At 43.7% G+C, this 22732-nt stretch carries 24 protein-coding genes; 9 read left to right on the top strand and 15 right to left on the bottom strand.

Annotated features, from left to right (window positions below; genetic code table 11):
• Positions 1 to 5 precede the first annotated feature (5 nt).
• From mgtE to ribD, 4 genes are all read right to left on the bottom strand, one after another.
• On the bottom strand, positions 6 to 1355 hold the full coding sequence (mgtE, locus tag FPZ43_RS01105; RefSeq protein WP_146380009.1) for a magnesium transporter: 1350 nt from the start codon (positions 1353 to 1355) through the stop codon (positions 6 to 8).
• Positions 1356 to 1451: 96 nt separating this feature from the next.
• On the bottom strand, positions 1452 to 2066 hold the full coding sequence (locus FPZ43_RS01100; RefSeq protein ID WP_146380008.1) for an IMPACT family protein: 615 nt from the start codon (positions 2064 to 2066) through the stop codon (positions 1452 to 1454).
• On the bottom strand, positions 2066 to 2929 hold the full coding sequence (locus tag FPZ43_RS01095; RefSeq protein ID WP_146380007.1) for a DMT family transporter: 864 nt from the start codon (positions 2927 to 2929) through the stop codon (positions 2066 to 2068). Before FPZ43_RS01095 ends, FPZ43_RS01100 begins: the two co-directional genes overlap by 1 nt.
• A 4-nt stretch (positions 2930 to 2933) precedes the next feature.
• Positions 2934 to 3992 carry a bifunctional diaminohydroxyphosphoribosylaminopyrimidine deaminase/5-amino-6-(5-phosphoribosylamino)uracil reductase RibD gene (gene ribD, locus FPZ43_RS01090; protein WP_261380944.1) on the bottom strand — a complete coding sequence of 353 codons (1059 nt, stop codon included), beginning with the start codon at positions 3990 to 3992 and terminating at the stop codon, positions 2934 to 2936.
• A 33-nt stretch (positions 3993 to 4025) separates the two neighbouring features.
• On the opposite strand from ribD, the gene prmC reads away from it, so the two are divergent.
• Entirely contained in the window at positions 4026 to 4910 is an 885-nt protein-coding gene (prmC, locus tag FPZ43_RS01085; RefSeq protein WP_146380006.1) for a peptide chain release factor N(5)-glutamine methyltransferase, read from the top strand.
• A gap of 122 nt (positions 4911 to 5032) precedes the next feature.
• Here the strand turns inward: prmC and FPZ43_RS01080 are convergent, their stop codons facing one another.
• Positions 5033 to 5938 carry a site-specific tyrosine recombinase gene (locus tag FPZ43_RS01080; RefSeq protein WP_146380005.1) on the bottom strand — a complete coding sequence of 302 codons (906 nt, stop codon included), beginning with the start codon at positions 5936 to 5938 and terminating at the stop codon, positions 5033 to 5035.
• Between the two features lie 40 nt (positions 5939 to 5978).
• Here FPZ43_RS01080 and aroQ point away from each other — a divergent pair, with 40 nt between their 5' ends.
• The gene (gene aroQ / locus FPZ43_RS01075) at positions 5979 to 6398 is read left to right on the top strand and encodes a type II 3-dehydroquinate dehydratase (RefSeq protein ID WP_146380004.1); all 420 of its coding nucleotides are present in this window, start codon (positions 5979 to 5981) and stop codon (positions 6396 to 6398) included.
• A gap of 106 nt (positions 6399 to 6504) precedes the next feature.
• Positions 6505 to 9069: a mechanosensitive ion channel family protein gene (locus tag FPZ43_RS01070; protein WP_146380003.1), complete on the top strand. Its 2565-nt coding sequence runs from the start codon at positions 6505 to 6507 to the stop codon at positions 9067 to 9069.
• Here FPZ43_RS01070 and FPZ43_RS01065 read toward each other — a convergent pair.
• Both FPZ43_RS01065 and FPZ43_RS01060 read right to left on the bottom strand, forming a co-directional pair.
• Positions 9035 to 10108: a glycosyltransferase family 2 protein gene (locus tag FPZ43_RS01065; RefSeq protein ID WP_146380002.1), complete on the bottom strand. Its 1074-nt coding sequence runs from the start codon at positions 10106 to 10108 to the stop codon at positions 9035 to 9037. The genes FPZ43_RS01070 and FPZ43_RS01065 overlap by 35 nt on opposite strands.
• Positions 10105 to 10989 carry a lysophospholipid acyltransferase family protein gene (locus FPZ43_RS01060; RefSeq protein ID WP_146380001.1) on the bottom strand — a complete coding sequence of 295 codons (885 nt, stop codon included), beginning with the start codon at positions 10987 to 10989 and terminating at the stop codon, positions 10105 to 10107. The genes FPZ43_RS01065 and FPZ43_RS01060 overlap by 4 nt, the downstream gene beginning before the upstream one ends.
• 38 nt (positions 10990 to 11027) lie before the next feature.
• Here FPZ43_RS01060 and FPZ43_RS01055 point away from each other — a divergent pair, with 38 nt between their 5' ends.
• Positions 11028 to 11639, top strand: coding sequence for a WbqC family protein (locus FPZ43_RS01055; protein ID WP_146380000.1), 612 nt, complete (start codon positions 11028 to 11030; stop codon positions 11637 to 11639).
• Positions 11640 to 12764, top strand: coding sequence for a magnesium/cobalt transporter CorA (gene corA / locus FPZ43_RS01050; RefSeq protein WP_146379999.1), 1125 nt, complete (start codon positions 11640 to 11642; stop codon positions 12762 to 12764). It begins immediately after the preceding gene.
• Between the two features lie 15 nt (positions 12765 to 12779).
• On the opposite strand, the gene FPZ43_RS01045 is transcribed toward corA, so the two are convergent.
• From FPZ43_RS01045 to FPZ43_RS01035, 3 genes are all read right to left on the bottom strand, one after another.
• Positions 12780 to 13043 carry a helix-turn-helix domain-containing protein gene (locus tag FPZ43_RS01045; RefSeq protein WP_146379998.1) on the bottom strand — a complete coding sequence of 88 codons (264 nt, stop codon included), beginning with the start codon at positions 13041 to 13043 and terminating at the stop codon, positions 12780 to 12782.
• Between the two features lie 251 nt (positions 13044 to 13294).
• Positions 13295 to 13540, bottom strand: coding sequence for a DUF3820 family protein (locus FPZ43_RS01040; protein ID WP_261380942.1), 246 nt, complete (start codon positions 13538 to 13540; stop codon positions 13295 to 13297).
• Positions 13541 to 13572: 32 nt separating this feature from the next.
• Entirely contained in the window at positions 13573 to 14514 is a 942-nt protein-coding gene (locus FPZ43_RS01035) for an MBL fold metallo-hydrolase (RefSeq protein ID WP_146379997.1), read from the bottom strand.
• A 186-nt stretch (positions 14515 to 14700) separates the two neighbouring features.
• Here FPZ43_RS01035 and FPZ43_RS01030 point away from each other — a divergent pair, with 186 nt between their 5' ends.
• Entirely contained in the window at positions 14701 to 14934 is a 234-nt protein-coding gene (locus FPZ43_RS01030) for a hypothetical protein (protein ID WP_146379996.1), read from the top strand.
• 1 nt (position 14935) lies between these two features.
• On the top strand, positions 14936 to 15886 hold the full coding sequence (locus FPZ43_RS01025; protein ID WP_146379995.1) for an aldo/keto reductase: 951 nt from the start codon (positions 14936 to 14938) through the stop codon (positions 15884 to 15886).
• Positions 15887 to 15973: 87 nt separating this feature from the next.
• On the opposite strand, the gene FPZ43_RS01020 is transcribed toward FPZ43_RS01025, so the two are convergent.
• Positions 15974 to 16915: a hypothetical protein gene (locus tag FPZ43_RS01020; RefSeq protein ID WP_146379994.1), complete on the bottom strand. Its 942-nt coding sequence runs from the start codon at positions 16913 to 16915 to the stop codon at positions 15974 to 15976.
• 309 nt (positions 16916 to 17224) lie between these two features.
• Here FPZ43_RS01020 and FPZ43_RS01015 point away from each other — a divergent pair, with 309 nt between their 5' ends.
• Positions 17225 to 18538, top strand: coding sequence for a PQQ-dependent sugar dehydrogenase (locus tag FPZ43_RS01015; protein ID WP_146379993.1), 1314 nt, complete (start codon positions 17225 to 17227; stop codon positions 18536 to 18538).
• A gap of 37 nt (positions 18539 to 18575) precedes the next feature.
• Here the strand turns inward: FPZ43_RS01015 and FPZ43_RS01010 are convergent, their stop codons facing one another.
• Genes FPZ43_RS01010 through FPZ43_RS00995 form a run of 4 tightly spaced genes read right to left on the bottom strand, consistent with a single transcriptional unit; the run spans position 18576 to position 21410 of the window.
• Positions 18576 to 18824, bottom strand: a complete 249-nt coding sequence (locus FPZ43_RS01010; RefSeq protein WP_146379992.1) for a hypothetical protein — start codon at positions 18822 to 18824, stop codon at positions 18576 to 18578.
• Between the two features lie 34 nt (positions 18825 to 18858).
• Entirely contained in the window at positions 18859 to 19608 is a 750-nt protein-coding gene (locus tag FPZ43_RS01005) for an ABC transporter ATP-binding protein (protein WP_146379991.1), read from the bottom strand.
• A complete protein-coding gene (locus FPZ43_RS01000; protein WP_146379990.1) occupies positions 19605 to 20471 on the bottom strand; it encodes an ABC transporter permease in 867 nt (288 codons plus the stop codon). The genes FPZ43_RS01005 and FPZ43_RS01000 overlap by 4 nt, the downstream gene beginning before the upstream one ends.
• The gene (locus FPZ43_RS00995; protein ID WP_261380940.1) at positions 20472 to 21410 is read right to left on the bottom strand and encodes an ABC transporter substrate-binding protein; all 939 of its coding nucleotides are present in this window, start codon (positions 21408 to 21410) and stop codon (positions 20472 to 20474) included.
• A gap of 170 nt (positions 21411 to 21580) precedes the next feature.
• Between FPZ43_RS00995 and FPZ43_RS00990 the strand changes: the two genes are divergently transcribed.
• A complete protein-coding gene (locus FPZ43_RS00990) occupies positions 21581 to 22726 on the top strand; it encodes a methionine aminotransferase (protein WP_146379988.1) in 1146 nt (381 codons plus the stop codon).
• Positions 22727 to 22732: the final 6 nt, after the last annotated feature.

Below are 22732 nucleotides of genomic sequence, written 5' to 3'. Positions count from 1 at the left end.
CGCTGTTACAGCAACAGGGTTGACGCCAGCCACAACGGTAGCAAAAAGCCAATGCAGTCGGTAAAGGTGGTGATGATAATAGATGAAGCTACCGCCGGGTCGATACCTACACGTTTTAAAATGAGCGGGATGCCCGCACCTGTTAAGCCTGCAACAATTAAGTTACCCGTCATGGCCAGGAAAAGCACCACGCCAAGCAGCGGGTTCTTGTCGTAGAATACAGCAAATAACATTACGATTATACCATTGACTGCACCGTTAGTCATCCCTACCAAAAACTCTTTTACTACGGTTTTATAAGCTTGCCTGTCGGACAGGTCGCTTAACGAGATACGCCTTACCGTTACCGCGAGTGCCTGTGTAGCAGCATTACCACCCATACCACCAATGATGCTTAGGTAAGCCACAATTACAGGCAGCTTTTCTTCCACATCTGTAAAGTGCCTGATAACAGAAGCAGCTAAAAATGCTGTTCCCAGGTTGATGATAAGCCACGGCAAACGGCTTTTTATTGCGTCCTGCCAGCTACCGCTCAGTTCCTCGTCCTCGCTTACACCGGATATTTTCAGGATATCCTCGGTATTTTCGGCTTCCATTACGTCAATGATATCATCTACCGTAATGCGGCCCAGCAAACGCATGTTATCATCAACAACAGGGATGCTGGTGAGGTTATATTGCGATATCAATTTAGCAACTTCTTCCTGGTCGAGGTCGGCTTTTACAAATACAGGATCGGGTTGTAACAGGTCGCGCACTTTAACCTCTCCCTTTGCTTTTATAATATCTTTTACAGATACGATGCCTTGCAGGTGTTTGTCGTTATCCACCACATAAATGGTGTAAAACTCCTCCATCTCTTCCGACTGGCGGATGATATCGTCCAGCGCATCTTTTTTATCGGCGTTGATGTTTACACAAATAACCTGCGAGTTCATCAAACCACCCGCAGTATCCTCGTCGTAGTTTAAGAGCGCACGAATGCTGTTTGCATCCTCATGGTCAATATCGTCAAGAATTTCTTTCTGATCCTGCTCATCGAGTTGCGAAATAATGTCCGTAGCAACATCATAATCCATCTCCTCTACTATCTCGGTACGCTTCTCGGGGTCGAGGCTTACCAGCAGGTCTTCGGGGTGCGCCTCTTCATCCATCTCCGAGATGATCTCTGAAGCCACCTCAACAGGCATGATGTTAACGATACGCTCTTTGGCCTCCTGTGGCAATCTTTCGAACAGGATAGCAATCTCGGAAGCATGGTATTCCTCCAGTGCCGCCTGCAGTTCGGCATCACTGCCCTCCAGCGCGGTCTTTATCTTCAGTAAATCGCTTTTATCTATTTCGAAAGATTGCATAGGTATGCAAAATAAGAATTTTAACTAAGACTAAGTTTCTTGCGAGCCAGTTTGTTACAACCGGGTGTTTCGAAAATGAAAAAATGCAATCAAACGTTAACCGCTGTAATCATACTTAATCTTCACCCCCTCAACTTTGTTGAGTTTAGCCATCACAGTTTCTACCTGTGTTTTACGCACCGAAAATTGTATATCGCAATTCAATTCCGATCGTTGCTGCAACACCTGCAACTGCTCGTCCTTTACAATGCGCATTACATCATTCATATGAGCGTACTCGAAGATTACGGTGTAAACATCATTCACGGTTTTGTCAATGACAGTTGCTTCAGCAAGCGCCAGCTCGGTAGCAGATTTATAGGCATTTATAAGCCCGGGCACACCTAATAACGTACCGCCAAAATAACGTACAACTACAACTAACGTATTTGTAATTTCTTTCGACAGCAACGTATTCAGGATCGGTCGGCCTGCCGTACCGGAAGGTTCGCCGTCATCGTTAACCCGAAACACCGACCTGTCTATACCCAGCCTGACGGCCCAACAATGGTGATTAGCCTTTGGGTGTTGCGCTTTTAAATTTGCTACAAGGGGCTTTATCTCGGCATCGGTAGTAATTGGGTAAGCAAAAGCCAAAAACTTGCTGCCACGGTCACGAAAGATAGCCTCTACCGGGGCGGCAATAGTTCTATAGGTATCGTCAAATAACATTAGTGCTGCGAAAGAGTGATCAAAATAATGGCTACGATAGCCAGCCCTATACCAATTTTATTGACCAGGCTTAGGCGTTCATTAAAAACAAACACGCCAACAAGGGTGCCAACAGTAATAACGCCTATATTCATGGCAGAAAATACTGCCGATGGGTTACTTGCCAAAGCTTTATGCGCCCGCAAATAAAATAAGATGTTGCCAAAATTTGCCACGCCGAGTATCAATCCAAACATAATGTGCGGCCAAACAATTCGGGCCTTACGATTGAACACCCTGATTAGTAAGCCTGTCAGTGCTATAATAAAAGCCAGGCTATAGATAAAAAACAACGAGGTGGTATATGGTATTTCCCTAAAGGCGGCAACCTTTTTAAATAAAATATCAATAGCCCCAAAGCCAAAAAACACAACCACCAAATACATCCAGGCATTGCTAATTACCTTACGATTGGCGGTTTTCTTTTGCCAGGGTATCGAGCATAGTATGGCGGCGAAACCTACTATAATGCCTGCAATTTTTAGTGGTGTAAGTGCCTCCCCAAACACCAGGAACGATGCCAGCAAGGGTATAAATAACGACAAGCGTTGTGCTACATCTGTACGTACTATGCCGGCAACACGTACCGATGATGCCATGATCCAAAATACCAGTGGCAGTAACAAACCAACAGCAGTGTAAATACCTATTGGTGCAGCCTGCAAGTTTTGAAACTGCGGTTTAAAAAATAACCACGTAAGCAAAATGGCCATCGAGTAATTCCAGGTTATGGCCTGTGAAATATCAATGCTGTACCTGCGGGCAAGTTTCAGTAATATAGAAACTATAACGCTGCAGCAAATGCTCAAAAAAACGTATAACATCAGCTTAGTGCTTAATTTGTTTGTTGTAAAATATTTGCAGGCTATCGTCACCTATATCCTGCCTGCCGCCGTTAACACCGGTGATAACGGGAGCCTTAATTCCCTCGCAGAGCACTGATGCCCCCGTGAAAATGCGCGCCTCATCCCATAAACCTTCGTTTATGAAACCATTAAGCGTATTGGCACCGCCTTCAATAATTACCGATTGCACATCTTGCATGTATAGCTGGAACATGATGTACTGCGGTACGTACCTGTCAAAATCTTCTAAAGCTATGTATTTCAGGTTTTCGTCAATATCCGTTTTAACCTGGTTAAATACCAATGTTTCAACGGTTTTATCAAATACATTTAAAGTGGCTGGTAAGGTAAGGTTTCTGTCAATGATGACCCTCTTAGGCGACCTTCCATTTGCCAACCTCACATTCAGTTGAGGGTTATCGGCTAATACAGTATTTTTCCCTACCAATATAGCATCCTCTTCGGCACGCCATTGATGTACAAGTTTGCGGCTCTCGATCCCGGTTATCCAATGCTGGCTACCATTGGCCGGGGCGAAAAAGCCATCGGTGGTCTGCGCCCATTTCAAAATGATATAAGGCCGGTGTTTTTGCACACGAGTGAAAAAGCGTCGATTGAGCCAAAGGCACTCGTCTTCCAACACGCCTACCGTTACGTTTATACCCGCTGCTTCAAGTTTTTCAATCCCTTTGCCGTCAACCTGTGGGAATGGATCGCGGCAGCCAACTACTACATTTGGTATTTGATGCCTGATAATTAAATCGGCACATGGCGGCGTTTTGCCATGATGAGCGCAAGGCTCTAATGATACGTATATTGTTGATTGACGTAGCAGTTCTGCATAGTTATCATACCTGTTTACCACCATGTTAACCGCATTTACTTCAGCATGTGCTTCGCCGTATTTATGGTGGTATCCTTCGCCAATAACGCGATCGTTATGCACGATCACCGCGCCTACCATAGGGTTGGGGCTTACGCTGCCTGCACCCAAAGCAGCCAGCTCCAAACAACGGCGCATATAAATTTCATGTAATGGCATGGTGCAAAAGTAGCTTTTATGTTACTTTGTTGCATGAAAACTATTAAGGATGTATTTCTTAATTTCCATCAGCAGCTTGATGGCCTTTACGGGCAGCAGGAAGCGGAAGCGATCACGTTATTGGTATTGAGCCAGGTGACAGATCTGTCGCACGCCAAGATCAAGGCTTTCCCTGAAGATGACGTGCCCCCCGAAGCCATCGAAAAACTACCGCTAATATTGAATGAATTAAAAACAGGCAAACCTGTACAATACGTTTTGGGCTCAGCAGAATTTTACGGGCTTACATTTTTGGTTAATCCTGCTGTACTTATCCCAAGGCCGGAAACGGAAGAATTGGTAGAATGGGTATTATCAAGTCAAAGGTTAAAAGTTGAAAGTGAAAAACCTTTATCTGTTTTGGATATTGGTACAGGGAGCGGATGTATAGCCATCAGTTTAAAAAAGAATCTTAAACATGCACGTGTAAGCGCCATAGATATTTCATCAGAAGCATTGAACACCGCAAAGAAAAACGCCGTGATTAACGAGGCCGAGGTAAACTTTATTGAAGCCGATATCTTGCAGATACAGCCGGGCCTGGCACCTGATGATCTTGATATCATTATATCAAACCCGCCCTACGTTACGATGGATGATAAGGCAAAAATGCATATTAACGTAAACGATTTTGAGCCGCACACGGCCTTGTTTGTACCCGAACATGATCCCTTGATATTCTACAAAGCCATTGCTGATTATGCCGTCAACAAACTTGTAGATGGCGGTTTACTATACTTTGAAATAAATGAAAGTTATGGTCAACAAACTGTTGACATGCTAAATGATAAGAAGTTTATAAACATTGAGTTAAGGCGAGATATGAGTGGTAGAGACAGGATGATAAAGGCCGAGTATATCAGGGGTAACAAATCGTAAAATTAACAAGGATTAGGGATGGAAATCTTGCGCCCTGTTAAAAACGCGAGGAGATTACCACGTCGCTTTGCTCCTCGCAATGACATTTTTGTTTTGGCTTTTAAACTTCTAAAGCAAAAAATCTAACTCCTTGGATGGAACTGGATAATCGCACTTTTCAAATACTCCTTATCCAGGTGCGCATATATCTCGGTGGTGGTAATGCTTTCGTGGCCCAGCATCTCCTGTACGGCGCGCAGGTCCGCCCCGCCCTCAACAAGGTGGGTGGCAAAAGAGTGGCGAAACGTATGCGGACTTATGTTTTTTGTCAGCCCGATAGTTTGGGCTAATTCTTTTATCAGCATAAAAACATAAACCCTTGTTAATCGCTTCCCTCTGCGGTTAAGGAAAACCATATCTTCCTCGCCCTTTTTGATATCGACATGCACGCGCACTTGTTCAATCCAAATATTTAGCGCCTTAATGGCTTCGCCCCCTATGGGCACCAGGCGCTCCTTGCTACCTTTACCCAAAACTTTAATTAGTTCGTCACCTTTTCGAAGGTATAAATTTGACAGTTTAAGCTCGGTCAGCTCAGACACCCGCAGTCCGCAGCCATACAACACTTCGAGCATAGCCTTGTTGCGCGGCCCTTCCGGTCGTGACAGGTCGATAGCACCTATCATTTTATTGATCTCGATAATGCTCAAGGTATCCGGCAGCTTGCGGGTAATCTTAGGCGCTTCCAACAATACGGATGGATCTATCGTGATAAAATCCTCAATCAGCAAGAATTTATAGAAGGCTTTGATGCCCGAAATGATACGCGCCTGCGATGACGGAATCATCCCCAAATCATTTATCCAAAAAATAAAGGCACGCAAATCGGCTAAAGAAAATTCTGTAGGAGATTTTTTATTTAATTCTGAATCAGCAAATTGATACAGCTTTTCTAAATCTGTAATATAGGCATCTATCGAGTTCGCGGATAACGACCGCTCTAACCTCAAGTAAGTTTTAAATCCCTTTACTGCCGCAGCCCAATTCAATAGATTTTAGTTTTAATGTTTTATAACTAAGTTTGAACAAATGAATATACAAATTATAAACGGCCCAAATCTTAACCTGCTTGGTGTGCGCGAAAAGTCGATATACGGTAATACTGATTTTGAAAGCTACCTTACGGATCTTAAACAGCACTACACCGACATCAATATCACTTATTACCAAAGCAATGTTGAGGGCGAAATTATAAATAAACTTCATGAAGTGGGCTTTACTTATGATGGTATTGTACTCAATGCCGGCGCATACACCCATACATCCATAGCCATTGCCGATGCCATTGCGGCAATTAACACACCGGTAATTGAGGTGCACATATCAAACGTGCATAAACGTGAGGAGTTTAGGCATAAATCGATGCTGGCAGCAAGTTGTCGCGGGGTTATAGCGGGCTTTGGCTTACACTCATACCGCCTTGGCGTGGAAAGTTTTTTATTGAAATAATATTCACCTTAGCCCTCATCAACCAGGGTGTTTACGATTACTAGCAAACAGGTAAAACAAAAAGCGTCTTTGTTTCTTTAAGCGAACAATAGAATTCGATACAAGGATGCTTAAAGCCCTCAAAACTATACCTGTTACCTTATTATTGCTTACGCTTTTATGCGCACCTGGATTTGCGCAAACCAAAAAGAAGCAAACCGTGCGCGACTCATTAAGGCGCTCTATTCTTCGCCGCGACTCGATGATGCGGAGCCTTAAAAAGTCGGATACATCCATCAATAACCTGCTGCAAAAGATTGAGTATTATACATCATCTTTTAATCAGATTAAAACCAACCTATCGCGCACCGTTGATACTGTCGACATCAGCACCCTGCTGCCCTCCTACGAAAAGCGTGTTACATTGATAAAAACCCTGATCGATAATGACAGGAGCAGCACCCTGCGTTATTTGTACGCTATCAGAGATATTATTACCCGCAGTGACGATCAGTTGGACCTATGGCAGGATCGCCTGTCGGGCATTAATGTGAAGCTTGTTCAAAACCAAAACGAGCTTGCTTCAATGGCAAAAGATTCGTCGATGCGACTGGTGCCGGCAGACAGCAACCTGCGCAGCACTTACCTGAAACAAAAAATAGCTATTGACAGTAAGTTTCAACGACTGGATACCATAAACCGTAAACTTATATTAAAGGTTAGCCTGCTGCAAAACCGCACAGCCGCTATTTACATATCCCTGTTAGACTTAAAAGACCAAATCGATATCAAGATAAGAGAATTTAGCATTCAGGCCCTCAGCGACGAAAACAACAGTATTTGGGAGATTGACAGCAATACCGAAAGCACTTTTAAAACAGCGCTTGCTAAAACCAGCAATATGAATTTGAAGCTGCTGACGTTTTTTGCGCTCCGTGATCAGTTTATACACTTGGCAGGCCTGCTGGTGTTAGGCTTATTTCTTACGTGGATTATAACCAGCCGGCGCAAGGTAATGCGCATAAAAGATTCGCCCCGAACCGTATTGGAACATGCAAGGTATGTATCTGTTTATCCATATGCCTCGGCGTTTATAGTAGCGTTATCTATCGTCCCTAATTTTTATGATCACCCACCAGTAATAGTACTCGAGCTATTTTTCACCGGGTTAACAATGGCGGTTTTGTACCTGGTTAAGCGCACCTGTCCGCAGCCGTTATTCAGCTATTTGCTGCCGTTATTTATTATCACCTTGGTGTTCAGCTTCAGTAACCTGTTTGTTGAAGTATCAAACACCGATAGGGTCATCGATTTGATTTTAGCCCTTGCTGCGGCCGGGTTAAGCATAAGGTTTTACCTTGTAGTAAAAAAATCGCCCGAAAACTTCTTGAGATACACCAAGCCGGTTTTGCAGGTATTTATCGCATTGCTTGCGGCATCGGCTCTTTGCAATATATTTGGCCGCGTTACGCTGGCAAAAATTATCGGTGTGACAGCTGTGTACAACCTATGGCTTGCCCTGGCCATGTACTACCTCGTTCAAATACTAATGCAAAGCTTGTTTATGCAACTCGAGGCAAATAAAAACAGTAACAGCCTTACCTCTTTTATCGACTTCAAGTTGCTTCAAAACAAGTTTCGCAGTGTGCTTACAATACTGGCCTTTGTTTTATGGCTAATAATGCTTTTTCAAAACCTGAGTGTTGAAGATGCTGTTTATGACCACATTGGTAAATTTTTAAGAGAAACGCGCAGTCTGGGCGGCACCAATACCAAGTTCACTTTTCAAAGCATTATTATTTTCATTGCCGTTATCTGGTTATCATCCGTAGCTGCGCGTATCATCAGCTATCTGTATGAGGTGGCCGGCAAGCATTCCAGTGATATGGATTTCTTGAAAAAAAAGAACCGTACATCTACCCTGCTTATTAAAATGGCGGTTTTTGGCATAGGTTTTTTACTGGCTGTTACGGCTTCAGGCTTTCCACTTGATAAGATTACCATCATTATCAGCGCTTTCGGCATAGGTATTGGTTTTGGTTTGCAAACCATTGTAAACAACCTGGTATCGGGCCTTATACTTGCATTTGAGAAGCCGGTACAAATTGGGGATATCATAGAAGTGGATACGCGGTCGGGAACCATTATGGAGATAGGCATACGCTCGAGCAAGATAGCTACCAGCGATGGTGCCGAAGTTATCATCCCCAACGGTGATTTGATATCACGACATGTAGTGAACTGGACACTGAGCAACAACAACCGCCGCGTTGAACTGATTATTGGTGTGGCCTATGGTACAAATATAGAGAAGGTTAGAAAGTTGCTTACTGATTTACTAAATGGCAATGAAGACATTATGGACAATCCCGAGCCACTGGTATTTGTTCATAATCTGAGTGAAAACTCTGTAGATTTCAGGATACTTTTTTGGGCTGCAGACATCACCAAATGGCTCTCTTTAAAAAGCACTATACTTACAGACATATACATCAAATTTGAGCAGGAAGGCATAGAGATACCGTATCCTCAACGCGATATGCATTTAACCATTACCGACGAGCAAGGCGAGCTTTTCGGTAAAAAGAAAGGCCTCAAACCTTCAAAAGCTGACAACGCAGAAAATACGGACACCAACGATAACGACATCCCTGATGCTAATACTTCAGGTCCTGTTGCTCCAGATCAGTAAATTTTGTTTTTTTACGGCCGAAGAAATCCCACACAATGCTGCGCTGATAAGTACCTGTTAATATTTGAGATTTAGAATTTGAAGTTTGAGATAGTTCCCCATCCAAAGCTTTTGACCTTTGACTTTTAATTTTTGACTTCTTAAACAGCTTGCGTATAAAGTTTTGATGTGCTCGGCTCACCGCCCAGGCGTCCTTGCGTTTACCTTCCATTAAAAAGCGGATAAGTGCAAGAAAATCCAGCCACATACGCAGGCCTATGATCCAAACCGCCCGCCAAAAAGGCAAGTTGTTTTTCAGCATCAACAAGTTGTTGCGGAAATTCAGGTAAGTTTTAAAGGGGTTTTCGGCGTTAAGTGTGCCGCCACCTACATGGTAAACATGGCTCTGCGGGCAATATACTACCTTGTATCCCATATTTTTTATGCGCCAGCAAAGGTCAATCTCTTCCATGTGGGCAAAAAAGCTCTCGTCAAAACCACCGGCTATATCCCAAAACTTCTTTTTAATGAACAAAGCCGCGCCGGATGCCCAAAATATTTCACTTTGTGCATCATACTGGCCCTTGTCCTCTTCTATCTCATAAAAAATACGCCCACGGCAAAATGGGTATCCATATTTATCAATAAAGCCGCCAGCTGCACCAGCATGCTCGAAATGCTTTTGCTGCGCATAAGATTTGATCTTGGGTGCTGCAACAGCAATTTTAGCATCTTGCTCCATCAGTTCAATAACAGGCTCTATCCAACCTGCCGGAACTTCAACATCAGAGTTTAGAAGTACAAGATAATCAGCCTCCACCTGCGCCAATACGCGATTGTACCCGCCCGTAAAGCCGTAGTTAGCGTCGTTCTCTATAACACGGATGTCTGGATAACTCTCCTTTAAAAACTGAACAGACTCATCACTGGAAGCGTTATCACCTACTACAATTTCCAGATTAGGATAGGAGGATGCTGTTACCGACGGTAAAAACTTACGGAGGTATTTGATGCCGTTCCAGTTTAAAATTACAACGGCAACCTTTGGCATATCTGTCATAAATTTATGTCCTCCGGTTTGTACTTCCAGCGTTTATGGCTCCAAAGCCAGTACTGCGGTGTTTCCTGTATCTGTTTGTCAAGGTATTGTGTATGGATGTTTGTAATTTCGTATTGCGCTGTTTCTTTAGGGTTTTCAACCAGCGGCACCAGCGTGTAGGTATAATAACCGCGTTTTACTACGTCTATACGGTAAAATAATACAACCGCATTAGTGAGCTTGGCTATTTTCTCGATACCCAAAAAAACGGCAGTAGGCTGATTCAAAAAAATTGTAAAATAATTTATCTCGTGCATATTCGGCGTTTGGTCAGATACCAGCACGCTCATGGTTAGTTCATTTTTAAGAGCAACCATAGTACGCAAAGTTTGTTTCATGGCCACCATTACGCTGCCAAAGCGCGCGCGCTGCTTGTTCATGAACCTGTCAAACGACGGATTGGTTAGTGGTTTGTAAACAATAATTGTTTTATGATCAGTGATTTTACCGAAAGCCAGAGCAGCCATTTCCCAATTTGCGTAATGCCCTGCGGCAGCTATAATGCTTCGCCCTTGGCTAAAATAATGTTCAACCAATTCCGGGTTGGTTGCGCGCATACGTTTGTGCAGATCTTTTTCGGATATACTGATCATCTTAAGCGTCTCCACCATCAAGTCGCTTAAGTAATGGTAGTACTGCATTTCAATCTGCTTTAATTCCTCAGCAGATTTAGCAGGAAAAGAATTTTTAAGATTATTACGCACAACCTTGCGGCGGTAGCCTGCTATATGATATAAAACGACAAATAAAAAATCAGACAAAAGGTACAAAAACCAAAATGGCAGTAACGAGGCCAGGTACCAAAAAAATATACCTACACCATCTGCCACTTTTTTTAACATTATTTTAACCAATTTTGCCACAAACATAAAAAATATATATGATTGAGAATGGTGCTGTTTTACCGATGTTTTACCTGCCGCCGGTGTCATGGTTTAGCAAACTGAACCAATTTAAACCCAACGCAGTTATAGAACGCGAAGAAAATTTCCCTAAGCAAACCTATCGCAACAGGGCTAATATTTACTCGCCCGACGGTTTGTTGCCGTTGGTGGTGCCGGTGATCAAAGGATCAAAAAATCACACCCAGGTAAAGGATGTAAAGATAAGTTATGATTTCAGGTGGCAGCGCCTGCACTGGATGAGCTTGCAAGCTTGTTACCGTCGCTCGGCATATTTCGAGTACTACGAGGCAGATTTTGCTCCCTTTTATGAAAAGCGTTACGAATACCTTTTCGACTATAACAATGAGTTGCTTGCACTGCTATTAAAACTTACAAAAATTAAGTATGAGCCGATATTTACTCACGAGTATCTAGCTCAATACCCAAACCATACCGACCTGCGAAACGGCTTCAGCGCTAAAACAGAAAGTTCCGGTCAACAAAAAGCTTACTTTCAGGTTTTTGAAGAACGTAAAGGATTTTTAAAAGACCTTAGCATAGCCGACCTGCTGTTTAATCAGGGGCCGCAAGCTGTAAATTACCTTTAAATGGGCAACTATCATCATAAACGCATCCGCCATAAAAACCGCAAAGTAAATAAGGTTGGCGAACGCCCCGGAACAATTTCCATACCCGCAGATGCGCTTAAACCACGCATTGTAGTTTACTCGTACAATCAAACGGATTTGCAGGTAAGTGAGGGTACCGACATGCGCACCATCACCGAGCAGCTGAAACGCTGTACCGACCACACGCATTGGATAAGGGTAAACGGCATTGGCGATGCACAATTGATGGAAGATATTGGCACTTTTTTGGGTATTAACCAGTTGGTTCTTGAGGATATTGTGAACACTCACCAACGGCCCAAATTTGACGAGTATGACAACTATGCTTTTGGCACCAGCCGCATCATTTATCTTAATGATGAAAATGAATTAATAAACTGCCAGTTTAGCGGTATCATCAAAGAGAATCTGTTGATGAGCTTTGAGGAAAGCTACGATGATTATTTCAGCGCTGTTATAACCCGTATAAAAGCTGGTAAAGGATTGATAAGAGTCGGCGGCTCGGGCTACCTGTTCTATGCGCTTACCGATACAATATTGGATAATTACTTTGTGGTTCTGTCTGACCTGGGCGACCAGGTTGAAGAAACTGAAGAACGTGTTTATAAAAGCCCTAGTAAAAGCATCATGTTTGATGCCCAACAATTAAAACGAACGTTTATCACTATCCGCCGCGCTTGCTGGCCCGAACGTGACAAGATAAATGACATGATACGCAGCGAAAGCCCGCTGATTAATAACGATACCAAAATTTACCTGCGCGATGCGTATGACCATTGCATACAGGCAATGGAAATTGTTGAAAGCTACAAAGAGGTTACCGGCAGCGTTATTGATTTATACTTAAGTATGGTAAGCAACCGCATGAATGAGATCATGAAAGTGCTTACCATTATATCGGTAATATTTATACCACTAACATTTGTTGCCGGTATCTACGGCATGAACTTTAGTCGCCAGGATACACATGGCAGGATTATCCCGGATAACATGCCCGAGCTTTACGTACAACACGGCTACGTTTACACCATAATAGCCATGCTATTTATAGCACTTGTGCAGTTATTGGTATTTTGGCGAAAGGGCTGGTTTAATAAATTATAACAGTGTGTCGTAGACCTACTTAGGGTTGTCAACAGTTTGGTATTCAACCGGCGGGGTATCCGGATCCAATAAATTACATATATTTATGTCAAGTATAGTTGCGATTTCGATAAGCCTTGATACTGTTAACTTTGAGTTTGACAGCTCGATTTTTGAATAAGCATTTTGCGAGATGCGCATTCGCATAGCCATATATTCTTGCGAATAATTCTTCTCCTCTCGTATGTTTCTTATATTTAAAGTAATATGCTTTACTTTATCAGAAAAATCCTTCTTCATTTCAGGGGATAAATTAATTAGGGTTATATACCAATTACGAAGAAGGACAAATCGCGGTTTTTATCTTTAAAAGAAATTTTATTTCAATGACGATATATAACCACCAAAATTGATAATTAAATAAAGCTGTTTTGCTTTCTACAGCGAACCATATAAGTTATTCAATCATAAGTTAAGCCATTTGGGGACAGGTGATATAAATAAAAAGGGCCCGGCAAATGCCAAGCCTTCGAGTTCTATTTATTTAGGTCTTATCGCATCGACTTGCCGTGCTTCTCCTTAATTGCGCGCAAAAGCTTGTCAAGCCCATTGGTTTTCATTTCGAACACACTGGCAAGCAGCATACCTAACTTTCCAGGCGGGAAACCTTTGCTATGCATCCATTCCAGGTAGCTTACCGGAATGTCGCATATAAGTGTTCCCTGGTATTTACCAAAAGGCATGCGCGTATTCACCATGTCAATAAGTACGGTTGGGTCGGGTTGTATATTTTCCAAGCCGTAAACTTACAAATATGGCGGTGTTTATATTACCAATTTTTACTAATGCGCCTCACCACTAAAAAGCTTGTGATTGCAGCTACCACAACTATAGCGGCGCGCACACGCTGCTTACCATTGCCCGATGGTATGTATCGCACGCCATTTTCATCGGCCTGCGCTGCACGCCCAACATATCTTCCACTTTCCGGTACGGCAACATCTTCAAAACGGTTGGCCAGGTAATTAAGTTCGCTTTGTAGTTCTTTACCGCGCATAACGGGTCCGTGGCCGGTTGCAGCAATGCGCGGCTGCAGAGCAGCTAATTTGCGTACAGATTTAGCAGCAGCTATCCAGTCGGTTGTTAAATACTTTGGCGGGCCGCATACCTTTTTGGCGTAAGTAAGTATATCTAAAACCGATTCGGACTGCGTGGTAGTAAACGCGTCACCTGCTATCAGCGTAGTGTTTAGCGGAAAAAACAATGAGATATGGCCCGGCGTATGCCCTGGCGTATGTATAACTTTCCACTCAGGCAGTTCAGGGATACCATCATACATGTCAATCTCCTGTGTGTTACGGCGCACGTCAATAGCTTTTGTTGGGAATATACCAGATACCATACTGATCAATCCGCCGCCTACTTCCGGATCAGCCGGTGGATAGTTTGATTTACCGGTTAGATAAGGCAGTTCCATGTGGTGTGCATAAACCGGCACGTCCCAATATTTTAGAAGTTCTTTTAAAGAACCCGAATGATCTGAATGGCCATGTGTAAGCACAATAGCACGTGGCCGTGTGCCCGGGCCAAACAATGTTTCGGCCATGGCAATAATCTTATTTGCAGAGCCTTTAATGCCGGTATCAATCAGTACCCAGCCCGAGGCAACGCCACGGCGGTTGGCAATCATATAAATGTTCACGAATGACAAGCGCATCCCCCACACACCCTGCGATACCTGAAAATATTTTCCGTTTGTTGTATTTAACATATTTATAAATGGTTGCTTTTATAACAGGTGGCCTGCTACAAAGGTTTTTAATGTTACAGCAATAAACACCGCAAAAAGCTTTCCAAACGCTGCCGTTGTGTAGATTACGTTTTACAGTAATCCTATTATCTCCACATCCTTACAAACACAAATAAAAAACCCGTGTTAATTTTTAAACGCATAACTATGGAAACAGAACAATTTGAAGCAGTTTTAACAGGCACCGACACGCCGGTGAGCGGCATAGTAACAAGCATTGGCGATTCGGTATATGAGTTTCGCTCTCTTGATGATAGTTTACAAATAACCATATCACGTGATGCAAACGGGCATTGGAAAAGAATTGCAGGCAGTGAGCCTTACCTTTCGGGTTGGGTTGACGAGCTAAGCGAGCAAATACAAACATCTACCAATTTTTAATATGGAAAAGCGTGAATTAGGCAAGTCGGGAATTAAAGTTGTGCCATTGGTTTTTGGCGGAAATGTTTTTGGTTGGACGGCCAACGAGAAACAATCTTTTGAGTTATTAGACGCTTTTGTTGATGCCGGGCTAGACTTTATTGACACCGCCGATGTGTACTCCTATTGGGTGCCGGGCAATAAAGGCGGCGAGTCTGAAATAATTATTGGCAACTGGCTAAAGCAAAGCGCAAAACGCGACAAGGTGATAATTGCCACAAAGGTTGGTAAACCAATGGGAGAAGGTAAAAAGGGTTTATCCAAAGCCTACATTACAAAGGCTGTAGAAGACTCATTAACCCGACTACAGACAGATTACATCGACTTGTATCAATCGCACGATGATGACCAAAACACGCCGATTGAAGAAACGCTTGAAACGTATACTGACCTTATAAAGCAAGGAAAAGTAAGAGCGATAGGGGCATCCAACTATGGCGCCACCAGGTTGAAGGAAGCGCTACAGGTAAGCGCCGATAATGGCTTTGCACGTTATGAAAGCCTGCAGCCGGAGTACAACCTATACGATCGGGAGGACTATGAAACCCAATATGAAGCATTATGTCGTGAAAATAATTTAGGAGTAATTAGCTACTACTCGTTAGCGAGCGGCTTCCTTACAGGAAAATACCGCTCTGAAGACGATTTAAACAAGAGCCAACGTGGTGGTGGCGTTAAGAAATATCTTAACCCGCGCGGCTACAAAATATTAGCTGCCCTTGATAAGGTTGCTAAAGAATATGGTACCACGCCTGCCAGTGTAGCGCTTGCCTGGGTTATGGCAAGACCGGGCATTACAGCGCCAATTGCCAGCGCTACCAGCATTGAGCAATTGCAGGCATTGATAGCCGCTACAAATCTGCAATTAAATGGCGATGCTATTGACGCACTTACTACAGCCAGCAATTATTAGCAGTATTTAATTGCGAAAAAAAAGCCATCAGCACGTATGCATGATGGCTTTTCCATTATATATATATATCGAGTTAAATTGCTTTTTTTAAAAGCGGCCACCAAAGGCACCACCGCGATGCTGGCTTTGCGCTATTTGGCCACCACCTTGCATCATCCGTTCACGGCCGCCGCCACCCTGGTTATCATTTCCTCTGTCGCGACCGCCGCCACCCCATCCGCCACGGCCGCCGCCGTTATTTGGTTGCTGCTGTTGTTGTGGTTGACCACCCCATCCGCCACGGCCACCGCCGTTGTTTGTTGGCTGCGAAGGCTGTTGCGGCTGTGGTTGATAGCCACCGCCGTTACCCCATCCGCCGCGGCCGCCGCCCTGGTTATCATTGCCTCTTGATGGCTGGCCCTGGCCCCTGCCCCAGCCTCCACGGTTATCGTCGCTGCGGTTTGGTTGCCCATAGCCATTATTGCCCCTTGATGGTTGGTTGTTGCCCCAATTGCCACGATCATCATTGCGGCCGGGTTGATTATAACCGCCACGGCCCGGTATATTGTAACCTCCGCGTGATGGTTGCCCCCAATTGCCCCTATTGTATCCATCATTACCTCGGCCTGCGTAAACCTGCCCGCGGTTCCAGTTGCCGCGATTTGGGTTGCCACCCCAGCGGCTGCGGTATACATCATGGTTAAAGTATGGTCTACGGCCTCTCACTTCAAACCTGCGCGCTGTGTGCCAATCGAAGTTTCTGTAAGCGCCTGGCAAATATGCTGCAGATACCCAGCGACTACCGTCGTTGTAAAAATATCTGTTTAACGATATACTCCAATAAGCTTCTACTTCAGGCAAATAATAGTAATCGTCGCTATCGTCATAAACGTCATCATACACAACGTCCACTGGCGGCGGCGGAGGTGGAGCAACTACAACCCGGCGCACAGGTAAATTAAAACCAATACTTACTGACACTTGAGCATGAGCAGCGTTGTATGCAAAGGTGCTCATTAATATTGCTGATAGTATAACTGACTTTTTCATCTTTCTAAATTTATACCAATAGGACGATGACAAATACCTATAGTTTAATGCTACTTTCTACTATTATAGATCAATTGTTTTTATACAAAACAATATTTTGAAAATATATAATAAAATAGAATATCATTTTTAAATTAAAAAGTTGTTTACAAGATCTAAGCCCTTTTTAAAAAGCTGACCTTCAACTATTATCAAAACAGATTTTTGTTTAAGAAGTATTATCAGTTAATTTGAGATAAACCGCTATACAGCCAAGTGATTCTCCACCAAGCCCTATAAAAGCATCAACCAATCAATTCATACACTATCATGAAAAACACACTCGTTAAATTCACATTATCTGCGTTTGCTATAGCCGGCACAATGCTGCTAGGCGCCTGTACTGGCAATAAGCCGGGAGGTACTGCCGACTCAACCGTTAGCGATACCACCAAATCAAGCGCAACCACTCCATCCGGTGGCATACTTGTTCCGGAGGGTTTTACTGCCAGCCTTATTGCCGAAGACCTTGGCGGCGCACGCCACATAGCAGTTACGCCGACAGGCGAAATTTTCGTTAAACTCAGCCGCCCAAAAGATGGTAAAGGCATACTGGAACTGACAGAGGCCAACGGTAAAGCATCTGTTAAAACAGGCTTTGGCGACTTTGGAGGAACAGGTATAACAATCAAGAACGGTTATCTTTATGCTTCATCTAACGAGGATGTTTATCGTTATAAATTAAATGATAAGAATGAAGTAGTTGATCCTGCTAAGCCGGAAGTAATTATAAAGGGCTTGATTAACCGTAACCAGCATGAATCAAAATCTATTGTACTTGATGATGCCGGCAACATTTACGTAAACATTGGCGCGTACTCAAATTCATGCCAGATCAAGGATCGTGAAAAAGGGTCGTTAGGGAAACCGGGCTGCCCAATCCTGGATTCGGCAGGCGGTATATGGAAATTTAAGGCTGATAAAGCTAACCAAACTTATAAAGATGGCGTTAGATATGCTACCGGGTTGCGTAATGTAGTTGGCCTTGACTGGAACAAGCAGGCTAATCAATTATTTGTAATGCAACACGGCCGCGACGGCCTGCACGACCTCTTCCCTGAAATGTACACCACCAAACAACAGGCTGAGTTACCTGCCGAATGTATGTATGCACTAAAGCAAGGTGATAACGCAGGTTGGCCATACATTTACTACGACGGCGAACAAAACAAAAAAATGCTTGCTCCCGAATATGGCGGCGATGGAAAAAAAGAAGGTGATAGCAAATTTATAAACCCTGTTGCAGCTTATCCGGGCCACCTCGCGCCAAATGGTTTGCTATTTTATACAGGTGACCAGTTTCCTGAGAAATATAAAAATGGTGCCTTCATAGCGTTCCACGGCTCATGGAATCGTGCACCCGAACCACAGGCGGGTTACTTTGTGGTGTTTCAACCGTTTAAAGATGGAAAGCCGGATGGCAAAGGCGAAGTTTTTGCTGACGGATTTTCGGGATCGGCAGAGAATACCGCAAAAGGTAGCGCAGTACGCAGGCCATGTGGTTTAGCCCAAGGACCTGACGGATCATTATACATTACAGATGATGTAAAAGGATCTGTATACAAGATTAGTTACAAGAAGTAACAAAAACAAAACGCCCCTCAATGCGGGGCGTTTTTTGTTATGCGGCAAGTTTCTGTGTAACTTTTGCTTTCTCGATTTGGTAGTTGTTCATCAGTTCATATTCTGAAATGATTACGCTGAAATCATCGAAGCGTATTCCATCTTCAAAAGCATATAACGTGTAACCGCGTTTGTTGCCATCATAGGCACCAAGCTCATATATCTCGTCGTGGTTTTTGGATTTTATTTTTGCGCCGCTAACTAACTGGTAAGCGTCGAATATATTTTCAAAAGTATTAGTCTTCATAATACTTACGCCAATGCAATTTCTTTGCCACAAATTAATCAAACCAGCTAAACAGCTCATTTTGATTGATTTTTGCTTTTTCTTCGCCTGCTATATCTCTTATCACCTTGCCTTCACTCATTTGGATTACGCGAGTGCCGTAATTAATCGCATCTCGCAGGTTGTGGGTTATCAATACCGCAGTCAGGTTATTTTCTTTAATTAAATTGTCAGCAATAGCCATCACATTAACGGCCGACTTCGGATCTAACGCAGCTGTCGGCTCATCAAGCAGCAGAATCTTGCACTCGTCCATAACACTCATCAGCAAAGTTAGAGCCTGCCTTTGCCCGCCGGATAACGTACCGATGGGCTGCTCTAATTTATTTTCAAGCCCCATGCGCAGGCTGGCTACTTTTTGCCGCACCTGCTCTTTAAAAGCGTCATTTTTCCCAATGCTTAAACCCTTGCGCCTGGTGCGCAAGGCAGCCAGCCTGAAGTTATCAATAATGCTTAACTCGGAAGCGGTACCCAATAAGGGATTTTGAAAGATGCGGGCTATCCATTTAGTCCTGTCATATTCGGGCAGGCGGGTAACGTCAGTGTTTTCAATTAAAATCTTTCCGCCTTGACTTAGGGTATTTCCAGCCACTAAGTTAAGCAACGTTGTTTTGCCTGAGCCATTGGCACCAACAATAACAACAAATTCGCCGCTGTTTATTTGCAGACTTACACCCTCAACCGCATTTACCTGGTTCGGCTTGCCTGTATTAAAGGTTTTGCTGACGTTCTCTAAATTAATCATTCGCTGCGGGTGGTTAAACGGGGTAGGCCAACAATTATTAATACGAATATGGCGGTAATCAGCTTTAGCAAATTGGCATCAACCCCTATACTTAAGGTAAATGCCAGCACAAACTGAAATATAATGGCACCCGCAAGCACAAGTAACAGGCTTAACCAAACAGATGTAATTTGCAGCCAGTTGATAACCGTTTCGGCAATTATTACGGAGCCAAGGCCAACAATTACGATACCTATGCCCATGCTTATATCTGCAAACCCCTGTTGCTGCGCTATCAGATAGCCACTTAAAGCCGTAAGCGCGTTGGCGATGGCCAGTCCTATGATCTTCATCCGGTCCGTATTCACACCAAGGGCGCGTATCATGGGCTCGCTGTTACCGGTTGCCCGCATGGCAATACCAAAATCAGTTTTAAGCAGGTAGCCAATTATTATGGTTACAAGCGCAACAAAAGCCAACAAAATGAATAATGAATTCTGGTTGACGTTGGTAGTAACTACTATAGATGTAAACAAAGTGGGCATAGTTAGCAATGGTACATTGGACCGGCCAAGTATGGTGAGGTTAACGGAGTACAGCGCCGTCATTACCAAAATGCCGGCAAGTAGCGCATTTATCTTTAATTTGGTATGAATAAAGCCTGTAAGTGCACCGGCCAGCGCCCCGGCTAATACCACAGCAGGCAAGATAATATACCCGGGCTCATTATGCGTTAGTAATGCCCCGGTTACCACTCCACCAAGCGCATAACTGCCATCGGTAGTAATATCAGGAATATTGAAAATTTTCATGGATATGTATATGCCATAGGCGATGCCAGCATAACACAATCCCTGTAACAATGCGGTTAGGTAAAAATCCATTTATTTAACAGCCTCAAACCCTGCCGGGATAGTAACATTATATTTTTTTGCAGCAGCTGCATTGTAAACGCGCTTGCGCACTTTCACCATTTCCAGTTTTATACCATCTGTTTTATGTGTTTTTAAATACTGAGCTGCCTGCAAGCCAGATTGGTAACCCCATTGGTAAATATCGGCACCAAAGGCTGCCACCGCGCCACGCTGCACTAATCCGGCCTCACTCGTAAACACAGGCACATTTTTCCCATTGCAACTTTTAAGTATGGTTTCGAAAGCAGCAAAGACGGTATTATCAGGATTGGCAAAAAATGCGTCGATGTTTTTTGAAAGTAGTGCTTGCGTTACCAACTGAGCATCGGCCGATGAGTTAAGCGGCAAGGCAACAACATTTACTTTTAACCCGGCGGCTAAACTTTTTATCCTTTCCAATGCATCGGCAGATTGCGGCTCGGACTGATTGTAGATCATGCCTACCGTCAACTTGCCGGCTTTTGGTTTCAACAACTGCGGTATCAAGGCAAAAGATGTATCGATATAATTCAACTCTTCCATGGTGCCAAATAAATTAGCCGGCCCATTGCCCGACGCATCTGCCACCTTCATCCTTTGGGGCGTTGGCGACACCATTTGGAAGATGGGTATTGTTTTAGTTTTTTGGATGGCTGCCACGGTGGCAAGTGTAGTAGAGGTAGCCATAAGATCTACTTTCTCGGACACAAAATAATTTACCGCCTGGGTAAGTGTAGGTATACTTCCCTGTGCGTTTTTATATTCTATTTTGATATTACCCTCCTCCTCGCTAAAGCCCCTATCCTTTAAGGCTTGGGTAAATCCTGTGCGGGCCTGCCCTATTGTGGCATCCTCAAAAGCATCTAAGAAACCAATAATTGGTACAGCGCTTTTCTTGGCTTGGTTGCACGCGAAAATTGCTGTGAGCAAAACGATAAATAATGATAGCTTACCATATTTCATACATCAAAAATAGGAAACGCGCGGCATTAAAAACACTTGCTTATGTAAAGAAGATGATTACACGGAGATTTATGATCATCGGCCCAGTTTTCAACAATGTGCACCAGCGTGCATTATTATGGCTATTTTGGCCATGAATGATATCAGTAATTTCAAAATTGCCGCAAACAGGCACTACTATATTTACCACCATGTCGGCCCTGGCCAATGAGCATGGCGCCATCAATCTTTCGCAGGGATTTCCTGACTTTGAGTGTTCGCCCGGCCTGGTCGAACTGGTAAATAAAGCAATGCGCGATGGGCATAACCAATATGCGCCTATGGCCGGCTTACCTGCATTGCGTGAGCAGATAGCCCTTAAAACAGAAAAACTTTACGGCGGCGTTTACAACCCCGATACCGAAATAACGGTAACTGCCGGTGCAACACAAGCTATATTTACGGCCATAAGTGCGGTAATACATCCCAATGATGAGGTAATTATGTTTGAGCCCGCTTATGATTGCTATGCGCCGGCTATTAAGCTGATGGGCGGCGTTGTAAAATCGCTTGAGCTTGAGCCACCAAATTATCGTATTGCGTGGGATATGGTTAAAAGGCTGATCAACAATAAAACAAAAATGATCATCCTTAACTCGCCGCATAACCCAACAGCAACCATACTCACCAAAGAAGATATTGGTGAGTTAAGCGCTTTAATTAAAAACCAGGATATATTGATACTGAGCGACGAGGTTTACGAACACCTTGTTTTTGACGGGCAGGAGCACCAAAGTATGGCGCGCTACCCCGAGCTGCAGCAACGCAGCTTCATTGTATCATCATTCGGCAAAACCTTTCATGCTACCGGCTGGAAAATGGGTTATTGCCTTGCTCCCGCTTACCTGATGCAGGAATTTAGGAAGATACACCAGTTTTTGGTATTTAGTGTTAACACTCCTTTGCAGCACGCAATAGCCGAATACTTAAAAGACGAAAACACTTACCTTTCGTTACCTGGATTTTTCCAGGAGAAGCGCGACTATTTCCGCAAAGGTATGGAAAATAGCAGATTTACGCTTTTGCCATGTGCCGGATCTTATTTTCAATCAGCTACTTACGAGGCTATCACCAACGAAAAGGACAGCGACTTTGCTATACGGTTAACCAGGGAAATTGGTGTGGCTGCCATACCTGTTTCTGCCTTTTACCGGGCAAGCACCGAGCGGCGCGTTTTGAGATTTTGTTTCGCCAAGATGCAAGAAACCATCGATAAAGCCGTTGAAAGATTATTAACTGTTTAACTTTTA

Source organism: Mucilaginibacter pallidiroseus, assembly GCF_007846085.1.
GTDB classification, from domain to species: Bacteria; Bacteroidota; Bacteroidia; order Sphingobacteriales; family Sphingobacteriaceae; genus Mucilaginibacter; species Mucilaginibacter pallidiroseus.
Note: the sequence above shows the minus strand (reverse complement) of the source record. Positions and strands in the feature narration are given on the sequence as shown.

Coding starts and splice junctions, on each gene's coding strand:
- FPZ43_RS01065 (WP_146380002.1), bottom strand. CDS start 10,108: ATGACAGATATGCCAAAGGTTGCCGTTGTAATTTTAAACTGGAACGGC.
- FPZ43_RS01035 (WP_146379997.1), bottom strand. CDS start 14,514: ATGTTAAATACAACAAACGGAAAATATTTTCAGGTATCGCAGGGTGTG.
- ribD (WP_261380944.1), bottom strand. CDS start 3,992: ATGCCATTACATGAAATTTATATGCGCCGTTGTTTGGAGCTGGCTGCT.
- FPZ43_RS01045 (WP_146379998.1), bottom strand. CDS start 13,043: ATGAAGAAGGATTTTTCTGATAAAGTAAAGCATATTACTTTAAATATA.
- FPZ43_RS00990 (WP_146379988.1), top strand. CDS start 21,581: ATGATATCAGTAATTTCAAAATTGCCGCAAACAGGCACTACTATATTT.
- FPZ43_RS01030 (WP_146379996.1), top strand. CDS start 14,701: ATGGAAACAGAACAATTTGAAGCAGTTTTAACAGGCACCGACACGCCG.
- FPZ43_RS01060 (WP_146380001.1), bottom strand. CDS start 10,989: ATGTTAAAAAAAGTGGCAGATGGTGTAGGTATATTTTTTTGGTACCTG.
- FPZ43_RS01055 (WP_146380000.1), top strand. CDS start 11,028: ATGATTGAGAATGGTGCTGTTTTACCGATGTTTTACCTGCCGCCGGTG.
- FPZ43_RS01005 (WP_146379991.1), bottom strand. CDS start 19,608: ATGATTAATTTAGAGAACGTCAGCAAAACCTTTAATACAGGCAAGCCG.
- FPZ43_RS01070 (WP_146380003.1), top strand. CDS start 6,505: ATGCTTAAAGCCCTCAAAACTATACCTGTTACCTTATTATTGCTTACG.
- FPZ43_RS01010 (WP_146379992.1), bottom strand. CDS start 18,824: ATGAAGACTAATACTTTTGAAAATATATTCGACGCTTACCAGTTAGTT.
- FPZ43_RS01100 (WP_146380008.1), bottom strand. CDS start 2,066: ATGTTATTTGACGATACCTATAGAACTATTGCCGCCCCGGTAGAGGCT.
- FPZ43_RS01020 (WP_146379994.1), bottom strand. CDS start 16,915: ATGAAAAAGTCAGTTATACTATCAGCAATATTAATGAGCACCTTTGCA.
- FPZ43_RS01025 (WP_146379995.1), top strand. CDS start 14,936: ATGGAAAAGCGTGAATTAGGCAAGTCGGGAATTAAAGTTGTGCCATTG.
- FPZ43_RS01015 (WP_146379993.1), top strand. CDS start 17,225: ATGAAAAACACACTCGTTAAATTCACATTATCTGCGTTTGCTATAGCC.
- FPZ43_RS01095 (WP_146380007.1), bottom strand. CDS start 2,929: ATGTTATACGTTTTTTTGAGCATTTGCTGCAGCGTTATAGTTTCTATA.
- mgtE (WP_146380009.1), bottom strand. CDS start 1,355: ATGCAATCTTTCGAAATAGATAAAAGCGATTTACTGAAGATAAAGACC.
- prmC (WP_146380006.1), top strand. CDS start 4,026: ATGAAAACTATTAAGGATGTATTTCTTAATTTCCATCAGCAGCTTGAT.
- FPZ43_RS01000 (WP_146379990.1), bottom strand. CDS start 20,471: ATGGATTTTTACCTAACCGCATTGTTACAGGGATTGTGTTATGCTGGC.
- aroQ (WP_146380004.1), top strand. CDS start 5,979: ATGAATATACAAATTATAAACGGCCCAAATCTTAACCTGCTTGGTGTG.
- corA (WP_146379999.1), top strand. CDS start 11,640: ATGGGCAACTATCATCATAAACGCATCCGCCATAAAAACCGCAAAGTA.